Consider the following 23,401-nt stretch of genomic DNA (forward strand, 5'->3'; position numbering starts at 1 on the left):
GACACACATCACCTATTCATTCATATCACCTTTAAATATTTGTTTAGCTTCCTCCTTCAAATGAGCTAACTCATCATTTGAAACATGTGATCCTACTGTTTTAAGAAGCTTAGATACATATTCTTGTTTCACTTTATAATTTGGATCAATATTGAATTCCTCTAATGGAACTTTATCCACTTTAACTCCTGCTTCTTGAAAAAGCTGAATCGCATATTCATTATTCCGGTAGTCAGTTGCATAATACACTGTTTTAATACCAGCTTGAATAATTTGTTTGGTACATTGTAGACATGGAAAGTGGGTCACATAAATATGGGCGCCTTCCGTTCTGACTCCAAATTTTGCACATTGTAATAATGCATTTGCTTCTGCATGGATTGTCCGGACACAATGCCCATCAACAATATAACAACCTTCATCAATACAATGAACACTTCCAGAGACACTCCCATTGTATCCTCCTGCAATAATCCGTTTATCACGAACAATGGTCGCACCAACCATTAATCTTGTACATGTGCTCCGTAAAGATAATAAATGGCTTTGGGCCATAAAATATTGATTCCAAGGTATTCTTGCCATTTTAATCTCTCCCTTTTTGCTATATTTCTTTGAATGTTCAAGGAACCTGAATATCTTCCTTTAAGTTTTCTAGTGTCTTTTCCCCTATCCCTGGAACTTCTAATAAATCCTCTACTGATTGAAAAAGGCCATTTTCTTCTCGGTAATCAATAATTGCTTGTGCCTTTGACGGACCGATTCCATTTAACGATTCAATTTCATCTGCTGTTGCAGAATTGATTCGTATTTTGGATTGATTGGAATCAGAATCAGAAAGGTTTACTTGGCTTTGCTCTACTTCTCCCTGAGCCGGAACATAGATCACCATTTCATCTTGTATTTTTTGGGCAAGGTTGATTGCTGTCTGTTCAGCCTTTTCATTAAATCCACCTGCAAGATCGATGGCTTCATGGACTCGAGCATCATGGGCCATCTCATATATTCCTGGTTTTACGACATTCCCTTTAATATCAACAATAATCTTCTCTAGGCTCTTTGATTGCTCATTTTTTTCCTCTGTCTGATTACTAGCTTCAGGAAATGAATTCGGGGTAAGATTCGCTTCATCTTTTGGATTATCTTTCATAAAGAAAAAGTAAAATAGAAAAAAAGAACCGATTGCTATTACAGCTCCATATTTTTTAAATCGATGAAACAAAGGGGATCACATCCTTTTAAAGTGAAAGTAGAATATACGAAGAAATTGATACTATTATATCGTGTACAATCCAGATACACAAATATGCATTTACTAGAAAAAGATCGGAATTATGAGTAATTCCGATCTTTTTCATACAAATATTAAAAAACTCCTTTATTCAATTAGCGAAAATCCACTTTTGGATAAAAATATTTATGAATAACTTTATTTCTTAAATTTAGTAAACATGGCATCTAATTGGTTTACTCTTCACTTCCAATTTGTAATGACACATACGGGGCATCTCCCCATAATCTTTCTAAATTATAATAATCCCGTTCATCTTTATGAAAAACATGACAAACAATGTCCCCTAAATCGACTAATACCCATCTTGCATGATCCATACCTTCTATACGGTTTACTTCTAAATCATGTTCTTCTAATGTGCTCTGGATCCCTTTTGCAATTGCTTGGACTTGTCTTTCATTACTTCCTTCACAAATAACGAAATAATCCGCAATTAAAGATATACCCTCCATATTCAAAGCAACGATATTTTCCGCGCGTTTATCATCACATGCCTCTGTAACAAGATTTAGTATTTCCTTTGTTTCCATACTATGAATTACCTCCACTTATTTTTTTCGTTAAATCATTATATGCATGAAAAGTGTCTGGATATATAGGTTGATTTTTTTCCATTAAATAATGAATGGTATTTCGAGAAATCATCCAAGCTGTTTTAACTAAATCTTTATTAGCCATTTCCCTTACTTCATCCAACCCCGGAAAACTTCTGCCGGGTTCGATATAATCTGCAACATATAAAATAAGTTCTAATGGTGACATGTCCTTCTTACCAGTTGTATGACAATGAATAGCAGCTTGAATAGCTGGATCTTTAATCCCTTGTTCCCGCTCTATTAAAATTGCTCCAACTGGACCATGCCATAATTGATGATGATAAAAAAGAAGGTCCTTTGGTAAATGAGTATGGGTAATCCATCTTTTTAATTCATCTTTTGAACGAAATTTTGCATAATCATGAAATATAGCAGCCATCTCTGTTTGCTCTTTAGCAACCCCATATCTTCCTGCTAATTGAATCGCAGTATTTGTTACTCGAATTGAGTGATCATAACGTTTTTTCGGTAAATGTGCTTCCAATACTTCCAATGCATCATTTCTATTCATATAAAGCCCCCTCCTCTATATAAGCTTGGACCTGTCGATTCACAAAATATTTAATTGACTTATTCTGTGCTATACGCTTTCGAAGCATAGATGAAGATATTTCAATGAATGGTACATCAACCATTACAATTGGATAGGGAGTATCCAAGGTAAATCCAGGACGATTCACACCTACGAATGTAACTAATTGACATAATTCATCAATTTTATACCATTTAGGCAAATATTCAACCATATCTGCTCCGATGATAAAGAAAAATTCCATATCCGGATTCATCTTAATCAACTGTATAATCGTATCATATGTATAGGATTTTCCTTTCCGTTCTATTTCAATTGTATTTAAAAGAAATAAAGGTTCATCTGAAATGGCCTTTTCCACCATTGTTAAGCGATCAATCGCACTAGCACTTGCCGATTGTTTATGCGGGGGCTCCGAAGATGGAATAAACCATATTTCATCTAAATTAAGACTTTGCCTAACTTCCTGAGCAATGATTAAATGGCCGATATGTGGTGGATCAAATGTCCCCCCTAAAATCCCTATGCGTTTCATCTACTTCTTCCTTTACAACTAAAATTTAAAAACCTTTTTATAATAAACGTATGTTTATTTTATCTCCATTATGGAAGTTCTATTTTCTTATTATCAACTGATTCTTTATATAAAATGATATTATTTCCTATTATTTGAACAATTTCCGCCCCTGTTCCCTCTGCTAATTGCTTAGCAACGTCATCTTTTTCTTCGAAGCAATTTTGTAAAATACTTACCTTTAACAATTCACGCTTTTCTAGTGCATCGTTTATTTGTTCAATAATATTGTCATTAACACCCATTTTTCCAACCTGAAAAATTGGCTTAATATGATGTGCTTTTGATCGTAAAAAACGTTTTTGTTTACCTGTTAACATATTATCTTCCTTCCAATAATTGTTTTAGTTGTTCATCCATTTTACCGATAGAAACCGCCTGATTTGTCCAAATTTCAAATGCCCTCTGTGCTTGAAAGAGAAGCATTAAGTGACCTTGAAGAATCTTTGCACCTCTTTGTTTCGCATTTTTTAAAAAGTTGGTTGAAATTGGTTGATATACAATATCACAAATAATATTTGGTTGTTCTAAATTTTGAAGCGATATAATTGACTTATGTTGTTTCGGTTTCATCCCAACATCGGTTGTTTGGATAATAATGTCATATTGATTAAGCCTTTTCTCACTTTCTTCTAAAGAATAAATATCTGTTTTGACTTTTGTTTGGTCCTGTTTTGCAATTTTAAGAGCATTTGTTCTTGTACGGTTAGCAATATCAATTCGTTCCACATCTTTCATTTGTAAAGCTGCATAAATTCCTCTTGCCGCTCCTCCCGCACCAATGAGCAATACTTGTATATTTGTTTTTTCAATTACTTCTGGATACCTATATTCTAGAGCACGAACAAAGCCAAACCCATCTGTATTATATCCTATCCAGTTTCCATCACGATAAATCACTGTGTTTACGGCACCTATATGTTCTGCACTAGTATCTATTTTATCCAAATAGGGCATGATTTTTTGTTTGTATGGGACAGTGACATTAAACCCTGTATAGTGCTGCTCTTTTAATTCAATAAGTATATCTCCTAATGATTTTTCAGGATGTACTTCTATTAAATCATATCGCCCCTGTAGATGAGCATTTTTAAGAAAAGATTGGTGAATCCAAGGTGATAATGAATGTTCTACAGGATAACCAATTAAACCCAATTGATAAAACATATTTCTTCACCTTTCCTTTATTAAATGAGAGATTTCCGTAAGCTTACTGCAATACCTTGAGGAGCGTGTACTTCTACTGTTACATCTTTTCCTGATGTACTTATCCAACCTAATCCGGGAATAACGATATCTGTTGGTCTTTCGGCAGAAATTCGAAAAGTATTTTTAACGAGCTTCGGAAGTATTTCTAAGCTTTCTTCGTTTGGAGGTGCGAGCATTTCCCCCACATGGTTATCATACAACTGATCTGCATTTTCCAGTTTTGTACGATGGATTATTAAATGATTTGAAAAATAACAAACAAATGATTGTTTTTCACCTTTAATAAAGTCAAATCTTGCTAAACCACCAAAAAACAATGTCTGCTTAGCATTCAGTTGATAAACTGCTGGCTTGATTTCTTTCGTTGGGTGGATGATTTTTAAATCTTTCTTAGACACATAATGAGAGATTTGTTGTCTATTTATAATCCCAGGAGTATCAACCATTGCTGATGAATCATCTAATGGAATTTCAATAAAACCTAAAGTTGTCCCTGGAAAATAAGAAGTAGTAATAACATTATCGATTCCAGTTGACTGTTTAATGAGCCGGTTAATAAAAGTAGACTTCCCAACATTTGTTGCACCAACAATATAAACATCTTTACCTTTTCGCAAGGTCTCTATTTTATCAACTAATTCTTCCATTCCATGACCTCTTGTAGAAGATATTAAAGAAACATCTTTTACAGATAAACCTACCTCTTTAGCAGAAGAGCGTAGCCATTGTAGTAAGCGATTCTTATTTGTAGATTTCGGTAATAAGTCTATTTTGTTTCCTACAAGAATGATTGGGTTGTTTCCAACGATTCTAGGTAAACTAGAAAACAGACTGCCACTCACATCAAAGATGTCAACAATATGTACGATTAACCCCTCTTTTTCTTGTATGCTTGTTAACATTTTTAAGAAATCATCATCTGTTATTTCTACGTCTTGTATTTCATTATAATGTTTTAAACGAAAACAACGCTTGCATAGGATATCTTCTTTTGCAAGCGTAGATTTTGGAGTATAGCCTTGTTTTTGCGGATCTTCTGTTTGAATTTCAACTCCACATCCCTGGCAAGCCAACTGATCATTTTCAGATGCTATTCCTCCCATGTAATCATTCCTTTCTTACGCATTTTATTTAATATCATTCTTTCTATACGACGGTTAAATTTTGTCACCTTTGCATCTGTTTCAACAATTGGAACAACGAGTATCGTATAAAACCCTGCAGCATTACCACCAAGTACATCTGTTAATAATTGATCACCAATCACTACTACTTCTTCATTCGATAGTCCCATATTTTGCGCTGCTTTTTTAAATGCTCGTGTTAATGGCTTTCGCGCACTAAAAACATACGGGGTATCTAATGGTTCCGAAAAAAATCTTACTCGCTCTTCTTTATTATTGGAAATGATGGTTATTTTTATATCTTCTTCTTTCATTTTTTTAAACCATTCATAAACTTCTGGTGTTGCCTCTCTAACATCCCAAGCGACTAATGTATTATCTAAGTCTGTAATAATTCCTTTAATTCCTATTTTAGTAAGTTCTTTTGGTTCAATCTCAAAAATACTTTTAACATGGTTATTCGGCAAAAATAACTTCAGCAACCTATACACCTCATTACATTATAACAACAATTTGTCCATCTTTTTCCTATAACAAATATATTATATAGTAATATGTCACAATTACCAAAAAAAGATATAAAATGGTAGAGAAAAGCTATTAGGTATTTACCATTTATTAGTTATACATCTCTTGATTTAACTATACAAATTTTTCATTTGATTTTATTCAATAAATCGTTCGACAAATCCCAACATTTTTCGAATTGTGGATAACTTTATCAACATTATTATTGTTGTCTAATCAACATTTCTTTCTAGTCAAAATAAAGTTATGCACATGAAAATGTAGATAAGTCAAACCTTGTGCCATTTATCAAATCATGGTAGTTTATTATTAGTCCATCAAAACTTGTTCATTTTAATAGCTATTCATTTAGGCTGTGAGACAATTAGGGGGATTTATTATGAAGCGGCTTTCGGATGAACTACTACTAGAATCTTACAAGAAGGCTAAGGAATTAAATCTCGATACAGATTTTATTTTATTAATTAAAAAAGAAATATATCGGAGAAATTTATCGAATAAAATAAAAATTTCAGGCTAGCCTTCTATATGTATTTTCATTGCTTCTGTGCATACAAAAACACTAAAAATATGGTATGATACAAGAAGAACCTCTTATCGTTATTAATAGATAAGAGTTTTTTATTTTTCTGGGTACTGTAATTGTGTTAAGATAATTTAGTGTGTATTTATTCAAATATATGCTTATTATTTTCGGTTAGCTTCTTTATTGCAACAAATACATAACTAAATATTTATTATTTAAGGAGGACAGCAGCTTCATGATATTCGCAATATTCATTCCACTACTATTCGCTTTATTTGTTCCTTTATTAAGCAAGTTAAAGGAGCGCATACATACAGGTATTTTTGTTCTTTTTATTCCCTTAAGTATTTTTTTGTATTTTATACGTTTTATTGGGAAAGACTTTGTCCCCATTAAACAAACATATCAATGGATTCCTTCTTTAGGAATTAATCTTGATTTTTATTTAGACGGACTTAGCCTTCTTTTCATTTTATTAATCAGTGGAATTGGGACACTTGTTGTAGCCTATTCCATCTATTATTTGGACAGAACAGAAAGATTAGGTCATTTTTATGTTTACTTACTGATGTTTATGTCTGCCATGTTAGGTGTTGTGTCATTTGATAACATCTTTGCCATATACACATTCTGGGAGTTAACCTCCATTTCATCGTTCCTTTTAATTGGTTATTGGCATTTTAAAGAACGTTCTCGCTATGGTGCACAAAAATCGATGCTCATCACTATTTTCGGTGGTTTAAGCATGTTTGGTGGTTTCATATTATTATCGGTCATTGCTGGAACAACAAGTATCCGCGAATTGATTCTACATGCAGATATTATTTTAAACAGTAATTACTTACCACTTGCTCTAATCCTTATCTTATTAGGTGCATTTACAAAATCTGCTCAATTTCCGTTTCATATTTGGTTACCAGACGCAATGGAAGCCCCTACACCAGTTAGTGCATATTTGCACTCCGCAACCATGGTAAAAGCAGGGATTTATTTAGTGGCACGGCTCTCACCTATTTTCTCAAGTTATGAATGGTTCTTTATCATTGTAAGTACCTTTGGAATAGTTACATTGTGTTGGGGTTCTTATATGGCTGTTCGTCAGACAGATTTGAAAGCGATTTTAGCTTTCTCAACCATTAGTCAACTTGGAATGATCATGGCGATGTTAGGATTCGGAACAAAAGTAGCGATTTTCGCAGCTGTTTTCCATATTTTAAACCATGCAACATTTAAAGGTAGTCTGTTTATGGTAGCAGGTGTGATTGATGTACAAACTGGTACCCGTGACATACGGAAACTTGGTGGTCTCTTCACATTTTTACCAATTACAGCAACACTCGCCTTGTTTGGTACATTTTCAATGGCTGGAATTCCATTACCATTTTTAAATGGATTTTACAGTAAAGAAATGTTCTTTGATTCCACATTACAATTAACACAGTCTGGAAATGGGATTGCTCAATTTATGGTGCAAATTATCCCATATTTAGCTGTCATAGGTAGTATCTTTACATTTGTTTATTCCATGTACTTCTTCTTTGGAGTATTTGGTGGAAAGAAACACACGATGAAATTAGCCAAATCACCTGTGGAAGCACCAATTGGAATGTTGATTCCACCAATGATTCTTGTGTTGGGTGTTATTGGAATCGGTTTATTCCCTAATGCTTTTAATGGAACATTTTTAGCACATGCAGCAGAAGCAATTAATCCTTTAAGTAGTGCAGGTCATATTAAATTCTGGCACGGATTGAATACGCCATTTATCATGTCATTAATTGTTGTTGGGGTTGGATTTGTTCTGTTTAAAACAAAAAATGTTTGGAAAAAAATTTACGACATCTTACCTGGAAGATTTAGTTTTAACAAAGTTTATGATCAAATCATAAAGAATATCGACATCGTCTCAACAAAAATAACGAATAAATATATGAATGGATCACTTGGAACATATATTTCTTTAATTATTGGTGCGATCGTTGTTGTAACAGGTTTCGTTATGATCCAAACAGGTGGATTTACAATTTCCTTTGATAACTTAGCGGAGATAACGATTATTGAATTGACAGTTGCCGTTTTAATCGTGATTGCAGCAATTGCAACGATCTTCTCAAACAGTAATTTAGCAGCATTATTAATAACTGGTGTTGTTGGTTATGGTGTATCCGTCTTGTTTCTTATTTATCGAGCACCAGATTTAGCATTAACACAATTAGTAATTGAAACAGTATCCGTTGTTTTGTTTTTACTTGCTTTTTTACATCTACCGAAAATGCGAAAAAGAAGCGAAAAACCCCCTGTTAAACTAAAGAATATAATCATATCTGTTGGTTTTGGAGCTTTAATGACATTGGTTGGTATTTCAGCACATAGTTCAAATTGGTTTGAGCCAATATCTGACTACTTCTTAGATACTGCTCTTCCAATTGGCGGTGGAAAAAACGTAGTAAACGTCATCCTTGTTGATATGCGTGGATTAGATACATTATTTGAAATTACGGTACTAGGAATTGCAGCACTGGCTGTTTTTACCCTTATCAAACTTCGGAAAGATAAGGAGGAGGCTGATTAAATGGAGATAATTATTTCAATATTAGCTGGTATTATATTCGCGGTAGCCGTTTATAATCTCTTACAGAAACAAATGATTCGAATCATTATTGGGACAGTGCTCATATCACATGCTGCACACTTATTTATTTTAACGATGGGGAAATTAAAACGAGGACAACCACCTATTCTAAGTGAAGGTGTAACCTCCTATACAGACCCTTTACCTCAGGCATTAATTCTAACATCAATTGTTATTAGTTTCGGATTAACTAGTTTAATGCTTGTCTTGGCCTATCGTACTGCACAAGAAAACAAAACAGATAATATGGAACAATTGAGGGGTAAACCAAATGAATAATCTAGCTATCTTACCAATAATTATCCCGTTAATCTCAGGAGCCATACTTGCTTTTGTTCATTCGAAAGTATCATTATCCAGAACACTAGCAAAGCTTTTTATGCTCATAAATTTAGGGGTAGTTATCTATTTAACATTAGAAGTAATCAATTATGGAACAATTATTTTAGAAACTGGGGAATGGGTGGCACCATATGGTATTGTCCTAGTGGCTGATTCATTAGCTGCTGTCCTAGTATTAACGACGAATATTATTGCTGTTGCTGCTGTTTTCTATGCACCACATTCCTTGACAGAAGCAAAGGAAAAACATTATTTTTATACCTTTTTCTTCTTTATCATTTCTGGAGTTAGTGGAGCATTTTTAACTGGTGACTTATTTAACCTATTCGTGTTTTTTGAAGTATTATTAATTGCTTCTTATGCACTTATTGTTTTAGGTGGAGAAAAAGTTCAATTAAGAGAATCATTAAAATATGTATTAATTAATGTCTTCTCATCTATTCTCTTTGTTACTGCGATTGCATTTCTCTATGGGGTCGTCGGGACCGTTAATATGGCTCAAATTGCAGAACGTGTTCAAGAAGTTGATCAACAAGGGATTTTAACAACCATTGGGATTCTATTATTCTTTGTATTTGCAACAAAAGCAGCCCTATTCCCGCTCTATTATTGGCTGCCGAAATCCTATATTGTACCAAACCCTGTTGTCTCTGCTTTATTTGCAGCATTATTAACAAAAGTAGGGATTTATTCCATTATACGCGTGTTTTCACTAATCTTTATCCATAGACCAGACCTTACACACGAGGCATTTATTTGGATAGCAGGACTCTCCATGATATTCGGAGTAATTGGTGCACTTGCTACAAATAATATTAAATTAATTATTGCGTACAATATTATCCCTGCTATTGGATTTATTATGATGGGGATAGGCTTTTTTAATGAATCTGGGATGAGTGGTTCTATCTACTATCTGATTCACGATATGATTATTAAAACTGCTCTATTTATGCTAGTTGGTATTATCGCTTATGTAGCAGGAACATCTGATTTACGTAAAATGAAAGGACTTATTCACGATTATCCTTTACTAGGGTGGCTTCTTTTTATTGCAGCATTCGTATTAGCTGGTATTCCACCATTCAGTGGGTTTATTGGAAAAATACAGCTATTAAAAGGAGCCTTTGAAAATGGAGAAGTAGTCATTGCAATTATTGCTTTAGGTACAAGTCTTCTCATTCTTTATTCTGTTATGAAAATATTTATTCGTGGTTTTTGGGGAGAGCGCCAAACAAATAATAAATTAGAGAAAAAACCAATCTTTGGCATGGTGACACCTGTTATTTTTCTATTGGCATGTTCCACCATATTGGGAATCGGCGCAGAGTGGTTCGTTCCAACAATTGAATCGATTTCAAGTGATTTATTAAACCCACAAAATTATATTGATTCTGTTCTAAAGGAGTAATTGAATATGGCCTTTCAAATTGTTATCAATTTAATCATTGCTGTCATGTGGATGTTTTTAAGTGAAACGTATACATTAACAAGCTTTATATCTGGTTACATTTTAGGAATCGTGCTATTACTTCTTTTAAACCGGTATATCCCTGGCAGGTTTTATTTAGATCGTTTATTAAAAGTAATTCAATTAATTTTATTGTTCATTAAAGAACTAATTAAATCAAATATCGACATCGTGAAACTGGTATATACACCGAAACCAGAAATTGAACCTGGAATATTCGCATATCAAACAGAATTAGAAACAGATTGGGAATTAACTTTATTAGCCAATCTAATTACATTAACACCAGGTACGTTATCTGTTGCGATTTCAAATGATAATTCAATCATCTACATCCATGCGATGGACATAGATGATATTGATGAGTCGATACAATCCATAAAAATGACATTTGAAAAAGCAATTATGGAGGTGACAAGATGACAAATGATATTTTAATCTTAACCGAAAATATCTTAGACTCTGTCACCATCCTATGTTTGGTTGGAATTTCCATTTCATTAATTCTATTGGTATATCGTGTTCTAAGTGGTCCAACGAATGCAGATCGGGCTGTAGCCCTTGATGCAATTGGTATTAACCTAGTTGCAGTTGCTGCTTTTGTTTCTGTCATATTAGTCACAACGAAACTAAATGATGCGATTTTATTAATTGCTATTCTATCATTTTTAGGAACAGTTGCTATCGCAAAATATCTAGAAAAGGGTGTTATCATTGACCGAGACATGGATTAACATCATATTTAATATTTCTATTATTGTCTTCCTAATGGTAGGAACGTTCTTTATTGTTTCTGCTTCGATTGGAATTGTTCGTTTTCCTGATATATACACAAGACTCCACGCAGCAACAAAAGCATCTACATTAGGCTTAGCTGGAATATTAATTGGTCTATTTATATTTCTCTATATTCAACATTCTTTAGTAAGTGGAAAATTACTCCTTGCCATTGTATTTATCTTACTAACCAACCCTGTTTCAGGTCATATGATTTCAAGAGCTGCACATCGGGCGGGTGTCAAACCATTACTAAAAGAAAGAAAAGATGAATTGGAAGAAGCAATAAAAAAACAGAAAGCTTAATTAAAAAGCGACATTGATTTGTCGCTTTTATTATTGGACAGACACGGTACAACTCCTCCTTACATACAGATAAAGTATATAGGCAAAAGCCCAATACGTAATCGGAGGTGTCACTCGTTGTCATCTATTTTAAGTGCACTTGCTTTACTAATTAAAGAAGCGCTCTTTTTTGTGTCCTATGTGAAAAATCAGGCATTCCCTCAGCCCTTATCCCCTGAAGAAGAAGCAAAGTATTTAAAAGAAATGCAAGACGGTAGCCATGAAGCTAGAAACAAATTAATCGAACATAATTTACGACTTGTCGCACATATCGTAAAAAAGTTTGACAATACCGGAGAAGATACAGAAGATCTCATCTCCATCGGCACAATTGGTTTAATCAAGGGAATCGAAAGTTATGCAGTAGGAAAAGGTACAAAATTAGCCACATATGCAGCTCGTTGTGTGGAAAATGAAATCTTAATGCATTTACGGACACTAAAAAAGGTCCGTAAAGATATTTCATTACATGATCCGATTGGCCAAGATAAGGAAGGAAATGAAATTAGTTTAATTGATATCCTTGAAGCAGAAAACGAGAATATTATTGAGTATATCCAGTTAAATATGGAGCTTTCTAAAATGGCTAAGTACTTTTCTATTCTGGATAAGCGAGAGAAAGAAGTCATCATTTATCGTTACGGGTTAAACAATAACAAAGAGTTAACACAGAAAGAAATTGCCAAACGTTTGAATATTTCCCGTAGTTATGTATCTCGAATAGAGAAAAGGGCATTAATGAAAGTGTTTCATGAATATTATCGGAAAGAACGAAAAAAGCGAGAAATATAATTCTCATTTTAAAAATTATCTACAAAACAGCAAATAATTTTTAACACATCCCTTTTAGGTCCCATCTTTTAAAACCCCTTTTATTAACTTTTTAATAAAAGGGGTTATCATTATTGAGTGAATTTCTTATTCCAGTTTTCAAAGACACAAAAACTCTACCTGTACATATTGCATATCTATCATTCTTCTTTAAAAATGAATTCTACTCTACGATTATGTGTTCTTCCTTCCTCTTCATCATTTGAAGCAATTGGGTTTGTTTCTCCATAACCTTTTGCTGTAATATTTAGATGATCAAGATGTCCATTCTACTCGTGCGATTTAAATGTTTCTCTTAACTTATATAGAATTATCTTCATGGTATTCTTTTAATTGTAAAATTTTTCTCTGAAATTATTACAGATGAGTGGGAAGTGGTCATGTAGGATCAAAGTAAATTTCTTATGGTTTTTTATGGTTTTAATGAAGGTTTTTAAATGGATGTGATTGATATAAAAAGCCAAGCTCCTGTAAGGCTGCTTGGCTCCTTATATTATAACTCTTTTACGATCTTCATGATTAATGTTGCAGCATTTGTTGCAGCCTTTTTTAGAAAGGTATCAAAGGATGTGGATGATTCTTTCCCAGCAATATCAGATAATGCTCGGATTACCACAAATGGTTTATCATATTGATAACAGACTTGAGCAATTGCTGCTGCTTCCATCTCTGCAGCGATCATCGTGGGGAATTTTTCTCGAACAAAGGCGACACGTTCTGGATCATCCATGAAGGAGTCGCCAGTTGCAATTAATCCATCTACTGCTGCTACATCTAATTCTTTTGCTACTTCTTTTGTAATTTGAATAAGCTTTGAATCTGCTGTGAAAGTTGCTGGCATATTTGGAACTTGCCCATATGTATAATCAAATGCTGTCACGTCTACATCGTGATGAACAACTTCTGTTGAGATTACAATATCTCCAATGTCTAGCTGTTTTGCAAATCCTCCTGCTGAACCCGTGTTAATAACATATGTTGGAGCATAACGTTCATGCATAATCGTTGTTGCCATTGCAGCATTTACTTTTCCTATTCCGGATTTTAATAGGACTACAGTCTTCCCTTTAAGGTCTCCGTAAATAAAATCACAGTTTGCAATGGTTTCTTCCTGCTTACCTGTTATTTGTTCCTTCAATAATTCTACTTCTTCATCCATTGCCCCGATAATTCCGATAGTCATAATTTGTCCTCCTGTTACACTATTGATTGATAATTATTTCATTTAGTACTTCTACTCTTGTCGGTTTCCAGCCTTGATCATCAATCCATGATAAGTATACACGGTATATTTCAGTATTGTCTTGATTCGAAATAGTGCCAATAGCTTGTTGATCCCCACCACGACCAAGCCAGTGAATAGTCATATCTGCTTCAGGTAATCCAGTCGCCAACTCCATTGCTTGGACCATTTCTTGCCAATCAATGGATGATTTATCAAATTGCATTGTATGTGGGCCTTCTTGCTTTGTGCCAATGGGTTTCCAATCTGCAGTATATGCTTCCACGACATTTTCATCAGTGGATTCTACTGCTTCTTTCTTTATGCTGCTTTCGTCTGTTTCATCTAATTCCATTGTTTCATCATCTTTTTCTTCGTTTGAACTTCTTTCATTTTCCTTATCTTTATTCATATCTTTCTCTTCTGTGTTTTGCGTTTGATTGGCAAATGTCTCTGAAGAAGCGTTAGATGGGTCTTCATTTGATACTTCCCCAAAAGCCCAAATTCCAAGTAATACAAAAAGCAGAACAACACCAATAACAGAAAGAATAATAATTAATCTTATATTTTTTCTTCGTTTATTATATTTTTCCACTCTACTATTTTCAGGTAAATCACTCAAAGTCAATCCCTCCACTCTTACATTCATATTGTATCACTTTTCTAATGTAGTCTAAACTACTATTTTTCAAATGGAGTTTTTTATTTCAATCTTATACTCTTACGCTGACAAAACCATGCAAAAGTCAAAAAAGAGTGAAGCCATGTCCACTCTTTTTATATGTTCATTATTCAACTTTTAAAATTTTTACTTCAAATTCCCCACCTGGCGTTGCTACAGCTACTTCTGACCCAACTTCTTTTCCAAGAATGCTTTTTGCGATTGGGGAATCATTTGATATTTTTCCTTCTAGTGGATCAGCTTCTGCACTTCCTACAATACGATATGTTTCTTCATCTCCATCTGGTAATTCCATAAATGTTACGGATTTACCAAGAGATACTGTATTTGAATTATTATTATCATTTTCTATAATAACAGCATTACGAATCATTTTCTCAATTTGAGAAATACGTGATTCAACAAAGGCTTGTTCTTCTTTAGCAGCGTCATACTCAGAGTTCTCTGAAAGGTCTCCAAAATCACGAGCTACTTTAATTCGCTCCACTACTTCTTGTCTTTTCTCCGTTTTAAGATGAAGTAATTCCTTCTCTAATTTTTCTTTCCCCTCTTCAGTCATGTAATAGCTTTTATCTGTTGACATTCCCAACACTCCTTTTTATATCTTTACAACAATATATTGAAAAGCTTTATAATGTATACTTAAAAAAATCGTATACATAACAGTATAAAAACGAGCAGCACGTTTAAGTGCGCTCGAATTTTCTCATTATGAAATTATGCATGTACATACTATGGCAGATTTTCACTTAACTTGCAACCGTTTTCTAACTTTTATCCTTTTTTTGCTAATATAGTAGCAATTTTCGTTGCTAGTAAATCGATTGCAACTTGATTTCTGCCTCCTTCTGGTATGATGATATCTGCATATCGTTTCGTTGGTTCAACAAATTGTAAATGCATTGGTCGAACACTATTTATATATTGATCAATCACAGATTGAACAGATCGTCCACGCTCATTAATATCACGTAAAATACGTCGGATAATACGCAGATCTGCATCCGTGTCAACAAAAACTTTAATATCCATTAAATCAACTAAACGAGGATCTTCTAAAATTAAAATACCTTCTAAAATGATAACTTCTTTTGGTTCTACAGGGATCACTTGATTGGAACGAGTGTGCATCGCGTAATCATAGATTGGTTTTTCAATTTGTTGTCCTGATAATAGAGCTTCAATATGTTCAATCAATAAATCATTGTCAAATGCAAATGGATGATCATAATTTGTTTCTAATCGCTTCTCAAATGGTAAATGACTTTGATTTTTATAATAATAGTCTTGTTCCATAACCAGGATTGTTTTATCTGAGAAACGCTTGCAAATAGAGCGGGTAACAGATGTCTTTCCACTCCCACTTCCTCCAGCAACTCCAATCACTACTGGCTTCGATTGCATTTCTTTCAAATCCTTTCCCTCATTTACAAACATTGTCTATTCCACTTTATAGCTAATAGCTACCCCGTCCCCTATTGGGGTAATTGTTGAGGTGAATTGTGGATGTTTGTGAATATACTCGTTATATTTCCTGAGTTTCTTCACCATATTTCTATATCTTGGATGATCAAAGGTTTCATCTGCAACATAGCCTCGGAATAATACATTATCTGATACAATCACCCCTGCTTTTGGTACAAGGGGGTTTACCATCTCAAAAAACCTTTGATATTGTCCTTTAGCTGCATCAATAAATACCATATCAAACATCTTTTTTTGTTCTTGTAAAGTTAATAAAATATCTGTTGCATCTCCATGAATCAGTTCTACGTGATTTCTATACTCGAGATTGTTTGCAACATTTTCTCTTGCTATATTAAATCGATCTAAATCACGTTCAATACTGGTTACCGTTGTGGTAGGATAGGCTTGTACCATCCGTAATGTGGAATATGCTATACCAGATCCTATTTCTAGAATTTTTTTTGGTTTATGCAAGCGAATAAGTTGCATAAGAAAATGCATCCCAAGTGGTTCCATAATCGGCACTTTCATTTGTTTTGCTTGTTCTTCTATATCTGTCACCCATTGAACATCTTCTTTTAATAAACTTTGTAAATATTGTTCTTCCATACGAAATCCTCTCTACCCTATTGAAAATTTCTATTTAATATACTCTTGCTTCAATTTAATATGTTCATCATGTGTTTCTGCATAATGTATATTTCCGTCTTCATCATGTAAAAAATATAAGTAATCCGTTTTTTCAGGATCAATTGCTGCTTGCAATGAATTTTCTGAGAAGTTAGAAATCGGACCGACAGGAATTCCTTTATTTTGATATGTGTTATAAGGTGATTCAATCTCTAAATCTTTATATAGTACCTTTTTCTTATGTTTTCCAATTGCATATAACACGGTTGGGTCTGTCTGTAATTTCATATCAGCTTCTAATCTATTATAAAATACACTTGAAATTCTTTTGCGTTGTTTCGCATTTTTTGCTTCCTTTTCTACAATAGAAGCCATTGTTAACATTTCGTGTACTGTCATATCTTTTGCACTTATTTCATCTAAGTATTTAGAAATAACCTTTTTTGATTTATCCAACATTTGTTCAATAATAGCTTCTACCTTTACATCTTCCTCATAGAAATCGTAAGTTGCTGCAAATAAGTATCCTTCTAATGGGCTACGTATATCTGGATTCGTAATTTCATCTGAAAGAAGATTAGGGTATTTTTCAATAAGAGTTTGAATATATTTCGGGTCATTTACAATATCCAAAAATTTCTTTTGTTTAATGCCTAATTTTTCTTCATAAATCTTGGCAATTTCGTTAATTGATTTTCCTTCTGGGATTGTGACACGATGTATTGCCTTTTTCATAATACGTCCTTCTTTTAAGGATTCAATAATCTCATCAAATGTCATTGCTTGTGTAAAATCATATTCACCAGCTTGAAAATCGGATTGATTTTTTACTTTCGTATAAATTCTAAAAATGCGACTATCTTTAATAATATTATTTTCCTCTAATATTTTTCCAATCGTTGATGATGATGCACCCATTGGTATCTCCACATGTATGTCTTTTTTATTATCTGGGTCAACAGGCTGAAGTGCTGATTTGATATATATATAGCCAGATATTCCACCAATAAAAAGGATTAGAGTAATCATCACTAGAATAATCGAGACAATCTTGCGAACCGTTTTTGCTTCATTTCCACGAGCAGTTAAATTGTCACGATAAGTGGATTTATTTTTCTTTTTCATCATTCACACCCCTCATCCGGTATATTATACTAAAAATAAAAATATAATGCTATACCTATTATGAGGTTTACTTATCAAATCTGTTACATATATTCCTTTAAATGGTTGACATATCTATCCATATGTAATAAACAGCTGATGCCGTTTTTATCGGTATCAGCTGTATCTTAAATCTATTCATTTAATTCTTGTTCATTTGCTAATGTATTTAACATTTCTTCAACTATTTCCCATTCTTGATCTGATTCGATTGGAAATAATGCTAAATCATTATCTTCTTCTCCTTTTTCTTCATACCGAAAAGCATATACTTCTACTTCTTCATCATCTTTTTGCTCTACTGGTACAACTGCGATATAGGATTGTTTTGTATCATCTACATCAAATGTAAACAGAACTTCGAATAGATGTTCTTCACCTTTTTCATCTGGTATAATGATTCGTTCTTTTTCTTCGAGAGCCATATTTTCACCCCTAATTCTTTTGGTCAAGATAGCCTTGCAAGATCAAAGTTGCTGCCATCTTGTCAATCACTTTTTTTCTTTTCTTTCGACTCATATCGGCAGCTAATAATACCCTTTCAGCTGCCATGGTTGTTAGCCGTTCATCCCATAAAACGATTGGTAATTGGTGAGTCTCTTTTATATGTTCAGCAAACCTTTCAGAGGCTTCACCACGTTCTCCGATAGTACCGTTCATATTTTTAGGAAGGCCGATAATAACCTTCCCTATCTCGTGCTTTTTTATTATCTCTCTTAATTCTTCATCCGCTGAATGGATGTCATTTTCTTCCCAGTAAATAGTTTTTAATCCTTGGGCTGTCCAACCCAATGCATCACTTATTGCAACACCAATGGTTTTTGATCCCACATCTAGTCCCATTATTTTCATTTATTTAGCCTTTTTTGTTCTACATAGAATTTAACAAGTTCTTCAATGACTTCATCACGTTCTACTTTACGTATTAGATTACGTGCATCATTATATCTTGGGATATAAGCAGGATCTCCAGATAATAAATAACCGACAATTTGATTTGTTGGATTATAGCCTTTTTCTTTTAATGCTTCATGGACAGTTAGTAAAATCTCTGTAATATCTTTATCAAATGGTTCTTCTTGAAAATTAAATCGCATTGTTTTATCAATCGAACTCATTATGACACCCCATTCCAATTTTACTCTTATACTTTATTGTAACATGTTTTTCTCTTAGAATATATCAATTATACTTGTTTACAAATATTAGGCTTGAACATGTTCTTGTACATATTGTTTTACAAAGCTTAATGCCTCTGGTAGTTTTTGTGGGTTTTTTCCACCTGCTTGGGCCATATCAGGTCGTCCACCTCCACCACCACCGCAAATTTTAGCTGCTTCTTTAATTAAGTTACCAGCATGAAAGCCTTTATCGACTAAATCTTTGGAAATACCTGCAGCTAATTGAACTTTCCCGTTTTGTTCCGCTCCTAGTAAGATAATTCCTGAATTTACTTGTTGTTTTAAATCATCAATCATGTGGCGTAGTTGATTCATATCTTTCACATTTACTTTTTCCGCTAATACGTGTACATCGTTTATTTGTTCTACTTTTTCTAAAAGAGATGTTGCTTCTGAATTTGCTAATTTCGCATGTAATGATTCATTTTCTTTTTCCAGGGTTTTCATTTCAGAAAAGAGATTTTCAAGTCGTTTTGGTATTTTTTCTACATTTGTTTTTAATGCTCTTGCAGTATCTTGTAACAATTGTAATTGCTCATTCATATATTCATAAGCCTTTTTACTTGTTACTGCTTCAATTCTTCTTGTACCTGCACCAATACCTGATTCAGAAACAATTTTAAATAGACCTATCTCAGAAGTGTTTTGTACGTGACAACCACCGCAAAGTTCGATACTATAATTATCTATTTGAACAACGCGAACAATGTCTCCATATTTTTCACCAAATAAAGCCATTGCTCCCATTTCTTTTGCTTCGGAAAGCTTTTTGTAATCAACTATAAGTGGGAAAGACTCCCAAACTTTATTATTGACAATCTGTTCAATTTCTTCTAATTCTTTTTCTTTAACTGCACCAAAATGCGTAAAGTCAAACCGTAAGCGTTCTGGTTCCACTAATGAACCTGCCTGATTCACATGTGTACCTAAAACATCTTTTAGTGCTTGATGTAGTAAATGTGTGGCAGTATGGTTTTTAATAATTGCTTTTCGTTTGTCTCTTTGAATGGTTGCTTTAACTATTTGCCCTACCTCAAGATTACCTTTTTTCACTTCCACTTCATGGATATGTTGGCCATTCGGTGATTTTTTCACTTGTTGAACAAGACCAAGTCCGTCTTTTGCCTGGAGTGAACCCTCATCTGCAATTTGTCCACCACTTTCTGCGTAGAACGGCGTCTCTTTTAATATTACGGATATATGGTCACCTGCTGCTGCTTTCTTCACCATTTCTGCATCTTTCAAAATCAATTGAATTTCAGTTTCTACTTCATACGTATCATAACCAATAAATGTACTGTCAACTTTTGCATCTGCTAATACATCGTCTTGCACGTGCATGGAATCTACTTTTTGTCTAGCACTTCTAGCACGCTCGCGTTGTTTTTCCATTTCTACTTGGAATCCTTCTTCATCAATTGTAAATTGATGTTCAGCAACATATTCTTCGGTTAATTCTTTTGGAAATCCATATGTATCATACAAGCGAAATACTTCTGTACCTGGAAAAACTGTGCTACCTTTTTCCTTTTCTCTTTTTATAATATCTGTAAGGATTTCAAGCCCATCATGTAATGTCTCATGAAAACGTTCTTCTTCTGTTTTAACGACATTTCCAATAAAATCTTGTTGTTTTTTAACTTGTGGGTAATGTTTTTCCATAATTTCACCGACATTGGCGACCAATTGATACATAAAAGGCTTTTCGATACCGATTTCTTTTGCAAAACGAACAGCCCTTCTTAATAATCTTCTTAGTACATATCCTCTTCCTTCATTAGAAGGTAGTGCACCATCACCAATTGCAAATGCTACAGTACGAATATGGTCAGCAATTACTTTAAACGCTGTATCCCCTTCTTCACTTTCCCCATATTTAACATCGGATAATTGCTCCGTCTTCTTAATTATCGGCATAAATAAATCAGTTTCAAAGTTATTTGGTGCATCTTGGATAATGGATACCATTCTCTCTAAGCCCATTCCTGTATCAATATTTTTCTTTGGTAATGGAGTGTATGTATGATCAGGGTTATGATTAAATTGAGAAAAAACCAAATTCCATATTTCTAAATAGCGTTCGTTTTCGCCACCAGGATAAAGCTCAGGATCATTTGGATTATTGCCATAGCTTTCTCCACGATCATAGAATATTTCTGTATTCGGCCCACTTGGCCCTTCACCGATATCCCAGAAGTTTTCCTCTAAACGAATAATTCTCTCTTTTGGTAGTTTTATATCATGTAGCCATATATCATACGCCTCATCATCTTCTGGATGAACAGTTACAGATAATAAATCAGGGTCAAAGCCAATCCATTCAGGACTCGTTAAAAATTCCCAAGCCCAGAAAATAGCTTCTTTCTTGAAATAATCTCCAATCGAAAAATTTCCAAGCATTTCAAAAAAAGTGTGGTGTCTAGCAGTAAATCCAACATTTTCGATATCATTTGTTCGGATCGCTTTTTGAGCATTCACAATTCGAGGATTCTCTGGAATCACTCGTCCATCGAAATATTTCTTTAGTGTTGCAACACCACTATTGATCCATAATAGGGATGGATCATCTTTAGGAACTAAAGATACACTTGGCTCAATACGGTGCCCTTTTTCTTTAAAAAAATCTAAAAACATTTGTCTCACTTGTGCAGAAGTTAATTTTTTCATTTTCTTCCTCCATTTAAGGTTTTTCTATATAATAAAAAAATCCCCTCTCTGCAGAACGCAGGGACGAGAATTATTCGCGGTACCACCCTAATTATGAATACAGCTTTCACAGTATTCATCACTTGAACACGATAACGGTGTGTACCGACGAGATTTAATCGCACTCTAGTTTAGCTTCCATAGCTCATTAGCTAGGATTCTTTCCAGCCACCGAGAATCCCTCTCTGTTACTTGAATTCTATGTACTCATAACTGTCATCGATTTCATTTAATATATTTTATAATTATGTGATATTATAATCAAAATGAAGATAAATGTCAATGGCTACGCATGATTGAAACATGTTTTATAATTACCTTCATGATGGTTACGAAAGGTACTGCCAAAATCATTCCGATAACACCACCCAATTGACCTCCAAGTAGCAATATAAAAATTATTACAACCGGGTGTAATTCCGTTGTTTTTCCGACAATATATGGTGCTAAAAAATTCCCTTCAATGAGTTGGATAGCAAAAATGGCGATTAAGGCATAAATAACCATTTTCCCAGAGACCGTAATAGCAATTGCAATTACAGGAATTGCCCCTATAATCGGACCAAAATATGGAATGATATTCGTTAATCCCATAATAATCCCGAGAAGGAGTGCATATTTAAGTTCAAGAATTTGAAACACTGCATAGGTCACTAATCCAACGAAAAAGGATACAATTAGTTGACCACGAATGTATCCACCTAAACTTTCATTTACCGCATGTACTAATTTACTTCCTTCTGGTAAATACTGGTTGGGAATAAAGCGTTTCATATATTCCTTTATGTGATCATAGTCTTTTAAAAAGTAAAAAACTAAAACAGGAATAACTGTAATCCAGATGATAATATCAAATATCTTCGTAATCGCTCCAATAATCTTACCGATAAATTGCTCAATATCTGTTTCAACTTTGGTGATTACTTGATCTATTTTTTCATGAACGGTTTCAGGTAACAGTGATGTGGATTCATATACTTGATAAATGATTGTTTCATACATATTGACTAAATCAGGTAAATGTTCATTTAAATCACGTAACTGCAATAAAAAGGTAGGATAGAACTGGTAAACAAGATATGTCCCACCACCAAAGAATATTAGATATATTAGTAAAATAGCAATACTTTTAGGCATACCAAGTTCATGTAATTTACAAACAATTGGATGTAATAAATAGGCGATTAGACAAGCAATGAGAAAAGGTGCAAGTAAATACCAAAGAAAGGAGAAGACAGCTCCATAAAACGGGAAAAGTTTTACAAGTAAAAAAATAAACAGAAATACAAAAATACCTGTAATAACCCAGTATAGAAATTGAACTGCTTTCTTATTTATATACATGAAAACAGCTCCTCTTCGTTAAAATGATTTTGTATTTATACAATGTAATCCCAAGAAAAATGCTTCTTATATACCATAAAAAAATCATTCAACAAAATTAAGGAGCCATCTGATTCTGCTTCAAATATTTTCCATGTATTTCCTATCCATGAAGTTTTGGTACAACAGTTCTTGCAATAAAAAAGTTTGCTTTTAATTCCTTCAATATCTTTGCCTAAACAATT

Annotated in this window: 28 protein-coding genes and 1 other annotated feature; of the genes, 8 read left to right on the top strand and 20 right to left on the bottom strand. The window is 33.7% G+C overall.

The genetic code is table 11. From position 1 onward, the window contains the following. Window positions 1-12 precede the first annotated feature (12 nt). The 9 genes from FHP05_RS03165 to FHP05_RS03205 all read right to left on the bottom strand — a co-directional run bounded on the left by FHP05_RS03165 (window position 13) and on the right by FHP05_RS03205 (window position 5,811). The gene (locus FHP05_RS03165) at window positions 13-585 is read right to left on the bottom strand and encodes a ComE operon protein 2 (RefSeq protein ID WP_147665769.1); all 573 of its coding nucleotides are present in this window, start codon (window positions 583-585) and stop codon (window positions 13-15) included. Window positions 586-622: 37 nt separating this feature from the next. After that, window positions 623-1,222 carry a helix-hairpin-helix domain-containing protein gene (locus tag FHP05_RS03170; RefSeq protein WP_147665770.1) on the bottom strand — a complete coding sequence of 200 codons (600 nt, stop codon included), beginning with the start codon at window positions 1,220-1,222 and terminating at the stop codon, window positions 623-625. 245 nt (window positions 1,223-1,467) lie between these two features. Further along, on the bottom strand, window positions 1,468-1,824 hold the full coding sequence (gene rsfS, locus FHP05_RS03175; RefSeq protein ID WP_147665771.1) for a ribosome silencing factor: 357 nt from the start codon (window positions 1,822-1,824) through the stop codon (window positions 1,468-1,470). A 1-nt stretch (window position 1,825) separates the two neighbouring features. Then, the gene (gene yqeK, locus FHP05_RS03180; protein ID WP_147665772.1) at window positions 1,826-2,401 is read right to left on the bottom strand and encodes a bis(5'-nucleosyl)-tetraphosphatase (symmetrical) YqeK; all 576 of its coding nucleotides are present in this window, start codon (window positions 2,399-2,401) and stop codon (window positions 1,826-1,828) included. Then, window positions 2,394-2,957, bottom strand: coding sequence for a nicotinate-nucleotide adenylyltransferase (locus FHP05_RS03185; protein WP_147665773.1), 564 nt, complete (start codon window positions 2,955-2,957; stop codon window positions 2,394-2,396). The genes yqeK and FHP05_RS03185 overlap by 8 nt, the downstream gene beginning before the upstream one ends. A gap of 68 nt (window positions 2,958-3,025) precedes the next feature. Further along, entirely contained in the window at window positions 3,026-3,316 is a 291-nt protein-coding gene (gene yhbY, locus FHP05_RS03190) for a ribosome assembly RNA-binding protein YhbY (RefSeq protein WP_147665774.1), read from the bottom strand. Window position 3,317: 1 nt separating this feature from the next. Continuing rightward, entirely contained in the window at window positions 3,318-4,163 is an 846-nt protein-coding gene (gene aroE / locus FHP05_RS03195) for a shikimate dehydrogenase (protein ID WP_147665775.1), read from the bottom strand. A gap of 20 nt (window positions 4,164-4,183) precedes the next feature. Further along, window positions 4,184-5,308, bottom strand: a complete 1,125-nt coding sequence (yqeH, locus tag FHP05_RS03200) for a ribosome biogenesis GTPase YqeH (RefSeq protein ID WP_147665776.1) — start codon at window positions 5,306-5,308, stop codon at window positions 4,184-4,186. Then, complete coding sequence (locus FHP05_RS03205) at window positions 5,296-5,811, bottom strand: YqeG family HAD IIIA-type phosphatase (RefSeq protein ID WP_147665777.1); 516 nt, start codon at window positions 5,809-5,811, stop codon at window positions 5,296-5,298. Before FHP05_RS03205 ends, yqeH begins: the two co-directional genes overlap by 13 nt. Window positions 5,812-6,236: 425 nt before the next feature. On the opposite strand from FHP05_RS03205, the gene FHP05_RS03210 reads away from it, so the two are divergent. The 8 genes from FHP05_RS03210 to sigK all read left to right on the top strand — a co-directional run bounded on the left by FHP05_RS03210 (window position 6,237) and on the right by sigK (window position 12,742). Beyond that, window positions 6,237-6,377: a sporulation histidine kinase inhibitor Sda gene (locus tag FHP05_RS03210; protein ID WP_147665778.1), complete on the top strand. Its 141-nt coding sequence runs from the start codon at window positions 6,237-6,239 to the stop codon at window positions 6,375-6,377. Between the two features lie 241 nt (window positions 6,378-6,618). Beyond that, window positions 6,619-8,955, top strand: a complete 2,337-nt coding sequence (locus FHP05_RS03215; protein ID WP_147665779.1) for a Na+/H+ antiporter subunit A — start codon at window positions 6,619-6,621, stop codon at window positions 8,953-8,955. Further along, window positions 8,956-9,294 carry a Na(+)/H(+) antiporter subunit C gene (locus FHP05_RS03220; protein ID WP_147665780.1) on the top strand — a complete coding sequence of 113 codons (339 nt, stop codon included), beginning with the start codon at window positions 8,956-8,958 and terminating at the stop codon, window positions 9,292-9,294. It begins immediately after the preceding gene. Further along, window positions 9,287-10,768, top strand: a complete 1,482-nt coding sequence (locus FHP05_RS03225; protein WP_147665781.1) for a Na+/H+ antiporter subunit D — start codon at window positions 9,287-9,289, stop codon at window positions 10,766-10,768. The genes FHP05_RS03220 and FHP05_RS03225 overlap by 8 nt, the downstream gene beginning before the upstream one ends. Before the next feature lie 6 nt (window positions 10,769-10,774). Next, window positions 10,775-11,251: a Na+/H+ antiporter subunit E gene (locus tag FHP05_RS03230; RefSeq protein WP_147665782.1), complete on the top strand. Its 477-nt coding sequence runs from the start codon at window positions 10,775-10,777 to the stop codon at window positions 11,249-11,251. Further along, window positions 11,248-11,562 (top strand): Na(+)/H(+) antiporter subunit F1, encoded by a 315-nt coding sequence (locus FHP05_RS03235; RefSeq protein WP_147665783.1) that lies wholly within the window; start codon window positions 11,248-11,250, stop codon window positions 11,560-11,562. Before FHP05_RS03230 ends, FHP05_RS03235 begins: the two co-directional genes overlap by 4 nt. Next, window positions 11,543-11,911 carry a monovalent cation/H(+) antiporter subunit G gene (gene mnhG, locus FHP05_RS03240; RefSeq protein WP_147665784.1) on the top strand — a complete coding sequence of 123 codons (369 nt, stop codon included), beginning with the start codon at window positions 11,543-11,545 and terminating at the stop codon, window positions 11,909-11,911. Before FHP05_RS03235 ends, mnhG begins: the two co-directional genes overlap by 20 nt. Window positions 11,912-12,028: 117 nt before the next feature. After that, window positions 12,029-12,742 (top strand): RNA polymerase sporulation sigma factor SigK, encoded by a 714-nt coding sequence (gene sigK / locus FHP05_RS03245; RefSeq protein ID WP_147665785.1) that lies wholly within the window; start codon window positions 12,029-12,031, stop codon window positions 12,740-12,742. A gap of 532 nt (window positions 12,743-13,274) precedes the next feature. Here sigK and mtnN read toward each other — a convergent pair. The 11 genes from mtnN to FHP05_RS03300 all read right to left on the bottom strand — a co-directional run bounded on the left by mtnN (window position 13,275) and on the right by FHP05_RS03300 (window position 23,177). Beyond that, a complete protein-coding gene (gene mtnN, locus FHP05_RS03250; protein WP_147665786.1) occupies window positions 13,275-13,964 on the bottom strand; it encodes a 5'-methylthioadenosine/S-adenosylhomocysteine nucleosidase in 690 nt (229 codons plus the stop codon). A 19-nt stretch (window positions 13,965-13,983) separates the two neighbouring features. Then, the gene (locus FHP05_RS03255; RefSeq protein WP_191126213.1) at window positions 13,984-14,625 is read right to left on the bottom strand and encodes a YrrS family protein; all 642 of its coding nucleotides are present in this window, start codon (window positions 14,623-14,625) and stop codon (window positions 13,984-13,986) included. A gap of 166 nt (window positions 14,626-14,791) precedes the next feature. Then, the gene (greA, locus tag FHP05_RS03260) at window positions 14,792-15,268 is read right to left on the bottom strand and encodes a transcription elongation factor GreA (RefSeq protein ID WP_147665788.1); all 477 of its coding nucleotides are present in this window, start codon (window positions 15,266-15,268) and stop codon (window positions 14,792-14,794) included. Window positions 15,269-15,459: 191 nt separating this feature from the next. Then, the gene (udk, locus tag FHP05_RS03265; RefSeq protein ID WP_147665861.1) at window positions 15,460-16,089 is read right to left on the bottom strand and encodes a uridine kinase; all 630 of its coding nucleotides are present in this window, start codon (window positions 16,087-16,089) and stop codon (window positions 15,460-15,462) included. A 36-nt stretch (window positions 16,090-16,125) separates the two neighbouring features. Next, window positions 16,126-16,761: an O-methyltransferase gene (locus tag FHP05_RS03270; protein ID WP_147665789.1), complete on the bottom strand. Its 636-nt coding sequence runs from the start codon at window positions 16,759-16,761 to the stop codon at window positions 16,126-16,128. Window positions 16,762-16,791: 30 nt separating this feature from the next. Continuing rightward, window positions 16,792-17,907 (bottom strand): endolytic transglycosylase MltG, encoded by a 1,116-nt coding sequence (mltG, locus tag FHP05_RS03275; protein WP_330998066.1) that lies wholly within the window; start codon window positions 17,905-17,907, stop codon window positions 16,792-16,794. A gap of 173 nt (window positions 17,908-18,080) precedes the next feature. Further along, window positions 18,081-18,371: a DUF1292 domain-containing protein gene (locus FHP05_RS03280; protein WP_147665791.1), complete on the bottom strand. Its 291-nt coding sequence runs from the start codon at window positions 18,369-18,371 to the stop codon at window positions 18,081-18,083. Between the two features lie 10 nt (window positions 18,372-18,381). Then, window positions 18,382-18,798, bottom strand: coding sequence for a Holliday junction resolvase RuvX (gene ruvX / locus FHP05_RS03285; protein ID WP_147665792.1), 417 nt, complete (start codon window positions 18,796-18,798; stop codon window positions 18,382-18,384). Next, on the bottom strand, window positions 18,795-19,064 hold the full coding sequence (locus tag FHP05_RS03290; RefSeq protein WP_147665793.1) for an IreB family regulatory phosphoprotein: 270 nt from the start codon (window positions 19,062-19,064) through the stop codon (window positions 18,795-18,797). Before FHP05_RS03290 ends, ruvX begins: the two co-directional genes overlap by 4 nt. Before the next feature lie 87 nt (window positions 19,065-19,151). Further along, window positions 19,152-21,794: an alanine--tRNA ligase gene (gene alaS, locus FHP05_RS03295; RefSeq protein WP_147665794.1), complete on the bottom strand. Its 2,643-nt coding sequence runs from the start codon at window positions 21,792-21,794 to the stop codon at window positions 19,152-19,154. Between the two features lie 56 nt (window positions 21,795-21,850). Next, window positions 21,851-22,062: a binding site (T-box leader), on the bottom strand. A gap of 50 nt (window positions 22,063-22,112) precedes the next feature. Further along, a complete protein-coding gene (locus FHP05_RS03300; RefSeq protein WP_147665795.1) occupies window positions 22,113-23,177 on the bottom strand; it encodes an AI-2E family transporter in 1,065 nt (354 codons plus the stop codon). Window positions 23,178-23,401: the final 224 nt, after the last annotated feature.

The sequence above is a fragment of the Cerasibacillus terrae genome (genome assembly GCF_008039555.1).
GTDB classification, from domain to species: Bacteria; Bacillota; Bacilli; order Bacillales; family Amphibacillaceae; genus Cerasibacillus; species Cerasibacillus terrae.

What these genes read in the sequence shown, in the direction of transcription:
- alaS (WP_147665794.1), bottom strand. Translation starts at nt 21,794, where the DNA reads ATGAAAAAATTAACTTCTGCACAAGTGAGACAAATGTTTTTAGATTTT.
- FHP05_RS03300 (WP_147665795.1), bottom strand. Translation starts at nt 23,177, where the DNA reads ATGTATATAAATAAGAAAGCAGTTCAATTTCTATACTGGGTTATTACA.
- rsfS (WP_147665771.1), bottom strand. Translation starts at nt 1,824, where the DNA reads ATGGAAACAAAGGAAATACTAAATCTTGTTACAGAGGCATGTGATGAT.
- FHP05_RS03165 (WP_147665769.1), bottom strand. Translation starts at nt 585, where the DNA reads ATGGCAAGAATACCTTGGAATCAATATTTTATGGCCCAAAGCCATTTA.
- FHP05_RS03280 (WP_147665791.1), bottom strand. Translation starts at nt 18,371, where the DNA reads ATGGCTCTCGAAGAAAAAGAACGAATCATTATACCAGATGAAAAAGGT.
- FHP05_RS03290 (WP_147665793.1), bottom strand. Translation starts at nt 19,064, where the DNA reads ATGAGTTCGATTGATAAAACAATGCGATTTAATTTTCAAGAAGAACCA.
- FHP05_RS03215 (WP_147665779.1), top strand. Translation starts at nt 6,619, where the DNA reads ATGATATTCGCAATATTCATTCCACTACTATTCGCTTTATTTGTTCCT.
- yqeK (WP_147665772.1), bottom strand. Translation starts at nt 2,401, where the DNA reads ATGAATAGAAATGATGCATTGGAAGTATTGGAAGCACATTTACCGAAA.
- FHP05_RS03210 (WP_147665778.1), top strand. Translation starts at nt 6,237, where the DNA reads ATGAAGCGGCTTTCGGATGAACTACTACTAGAATCTTACAAGAAGGCT.
- udk (WP_147665861.1), bottom strand. Translation starts at nt 16,089, where the DNA reads ATGCAATCGAAGCCAGTAGTGATTGGAGTTGCTGGAGGAAGTGGGAGT.
- mtnN (WP_147665786.1), bottom strand. Translation starts at nt 13,964, where the DNA reads ATGACTATCGGAATTATCGGGGCAATGGATGAAGAAGTAGAATTATTG.
- yhbY (WP_147665774.1), bottom strand. Translation starts at nt 3,316, where the DNA reads ATGTTAACAGGTAAACAAAAACGTTTTTTACGATCAAAAGCACATCAT.
- FHP05_RS03235 (WP_147665783.1), top strand. Translation starts at nt 11,248, where the DNA reads ATGACAAATGATATTTTAATCTTAACCGAAAATATCTTAGACTCTGTC.
- FHP05_RS03185 (WP_147665773.1), bottom strand. Translation starts at nt 2,957, where the DNA reads ATGAAACGCATAGGGATTTTAGGGGGGACATTTGATCCACCACATATC.
- yqeH (WP_147665776.1), bottom strand. Translation starts at nt 5,308, where the DNA reads ATGGGAGGAATAGCATCTGAAAATGATCAGTTGGCTTGCCAGGGATGT.
- aroE (WP_147665775.1), bottom strand. Translation starts at nt 4,163, where the DNA reads ATGTTTTATCAATTGGGTTTAATTGGTTATCCTGTAGAACATTCATTA.
- ruvX (WP_147665792.1), bottom strand. Translation starts at nt 18,798, where the DNA reads ATGAAAATAATGGGACTAGATGTGGGATCAAAAACCATTGGTGTTGCA.
- greA (WP_147665788.1), bottom strand. Translation starts at nt 15,268, where the DNA reads ATGTCAACAGATAAAAGCTATTACATGACTGAAGAGGGGAAAGAAAAA.
- FHP05_RS03220 (WP_147665780.1), top strand. Translation starts at nt 8,956, where the DNA reads ATGGAGATAATTATTTCAATATTAGCTGGTATTATATTCGCGGTAGCC.
- FHP05_RS03225 (WP_147665781.1), top strand. Translation starts at nt 9,287, where the DNA reads ATGAATAATCTAGCTATCTTACCAATAATTATCCCGTTAATCTCAGGA.
- FHP05_RS03270 (WP_147665789.1), bottom strand. Translation starts at nt 16,761, where the DNA reads ATGGAAGAACAATATTTACAAAGTTTATTAAAAGAAGATGTTCAATGG.
- mltG (WP_330998066.1), bottom strand. Translation starts at nt 17,907, where the DNA reads ATGAAAAAGAAAAATAAATCCACTTATCGTGACAATTTAACTGCTCGT.
- FHP05_RS03230 (WP_147665782.1), top strand. Translation starts at nt 10,775, where the DNA reads ATGGCCTTTCAAATTGTTATCAATTTAATCATTGCTGTCATGTGGATG.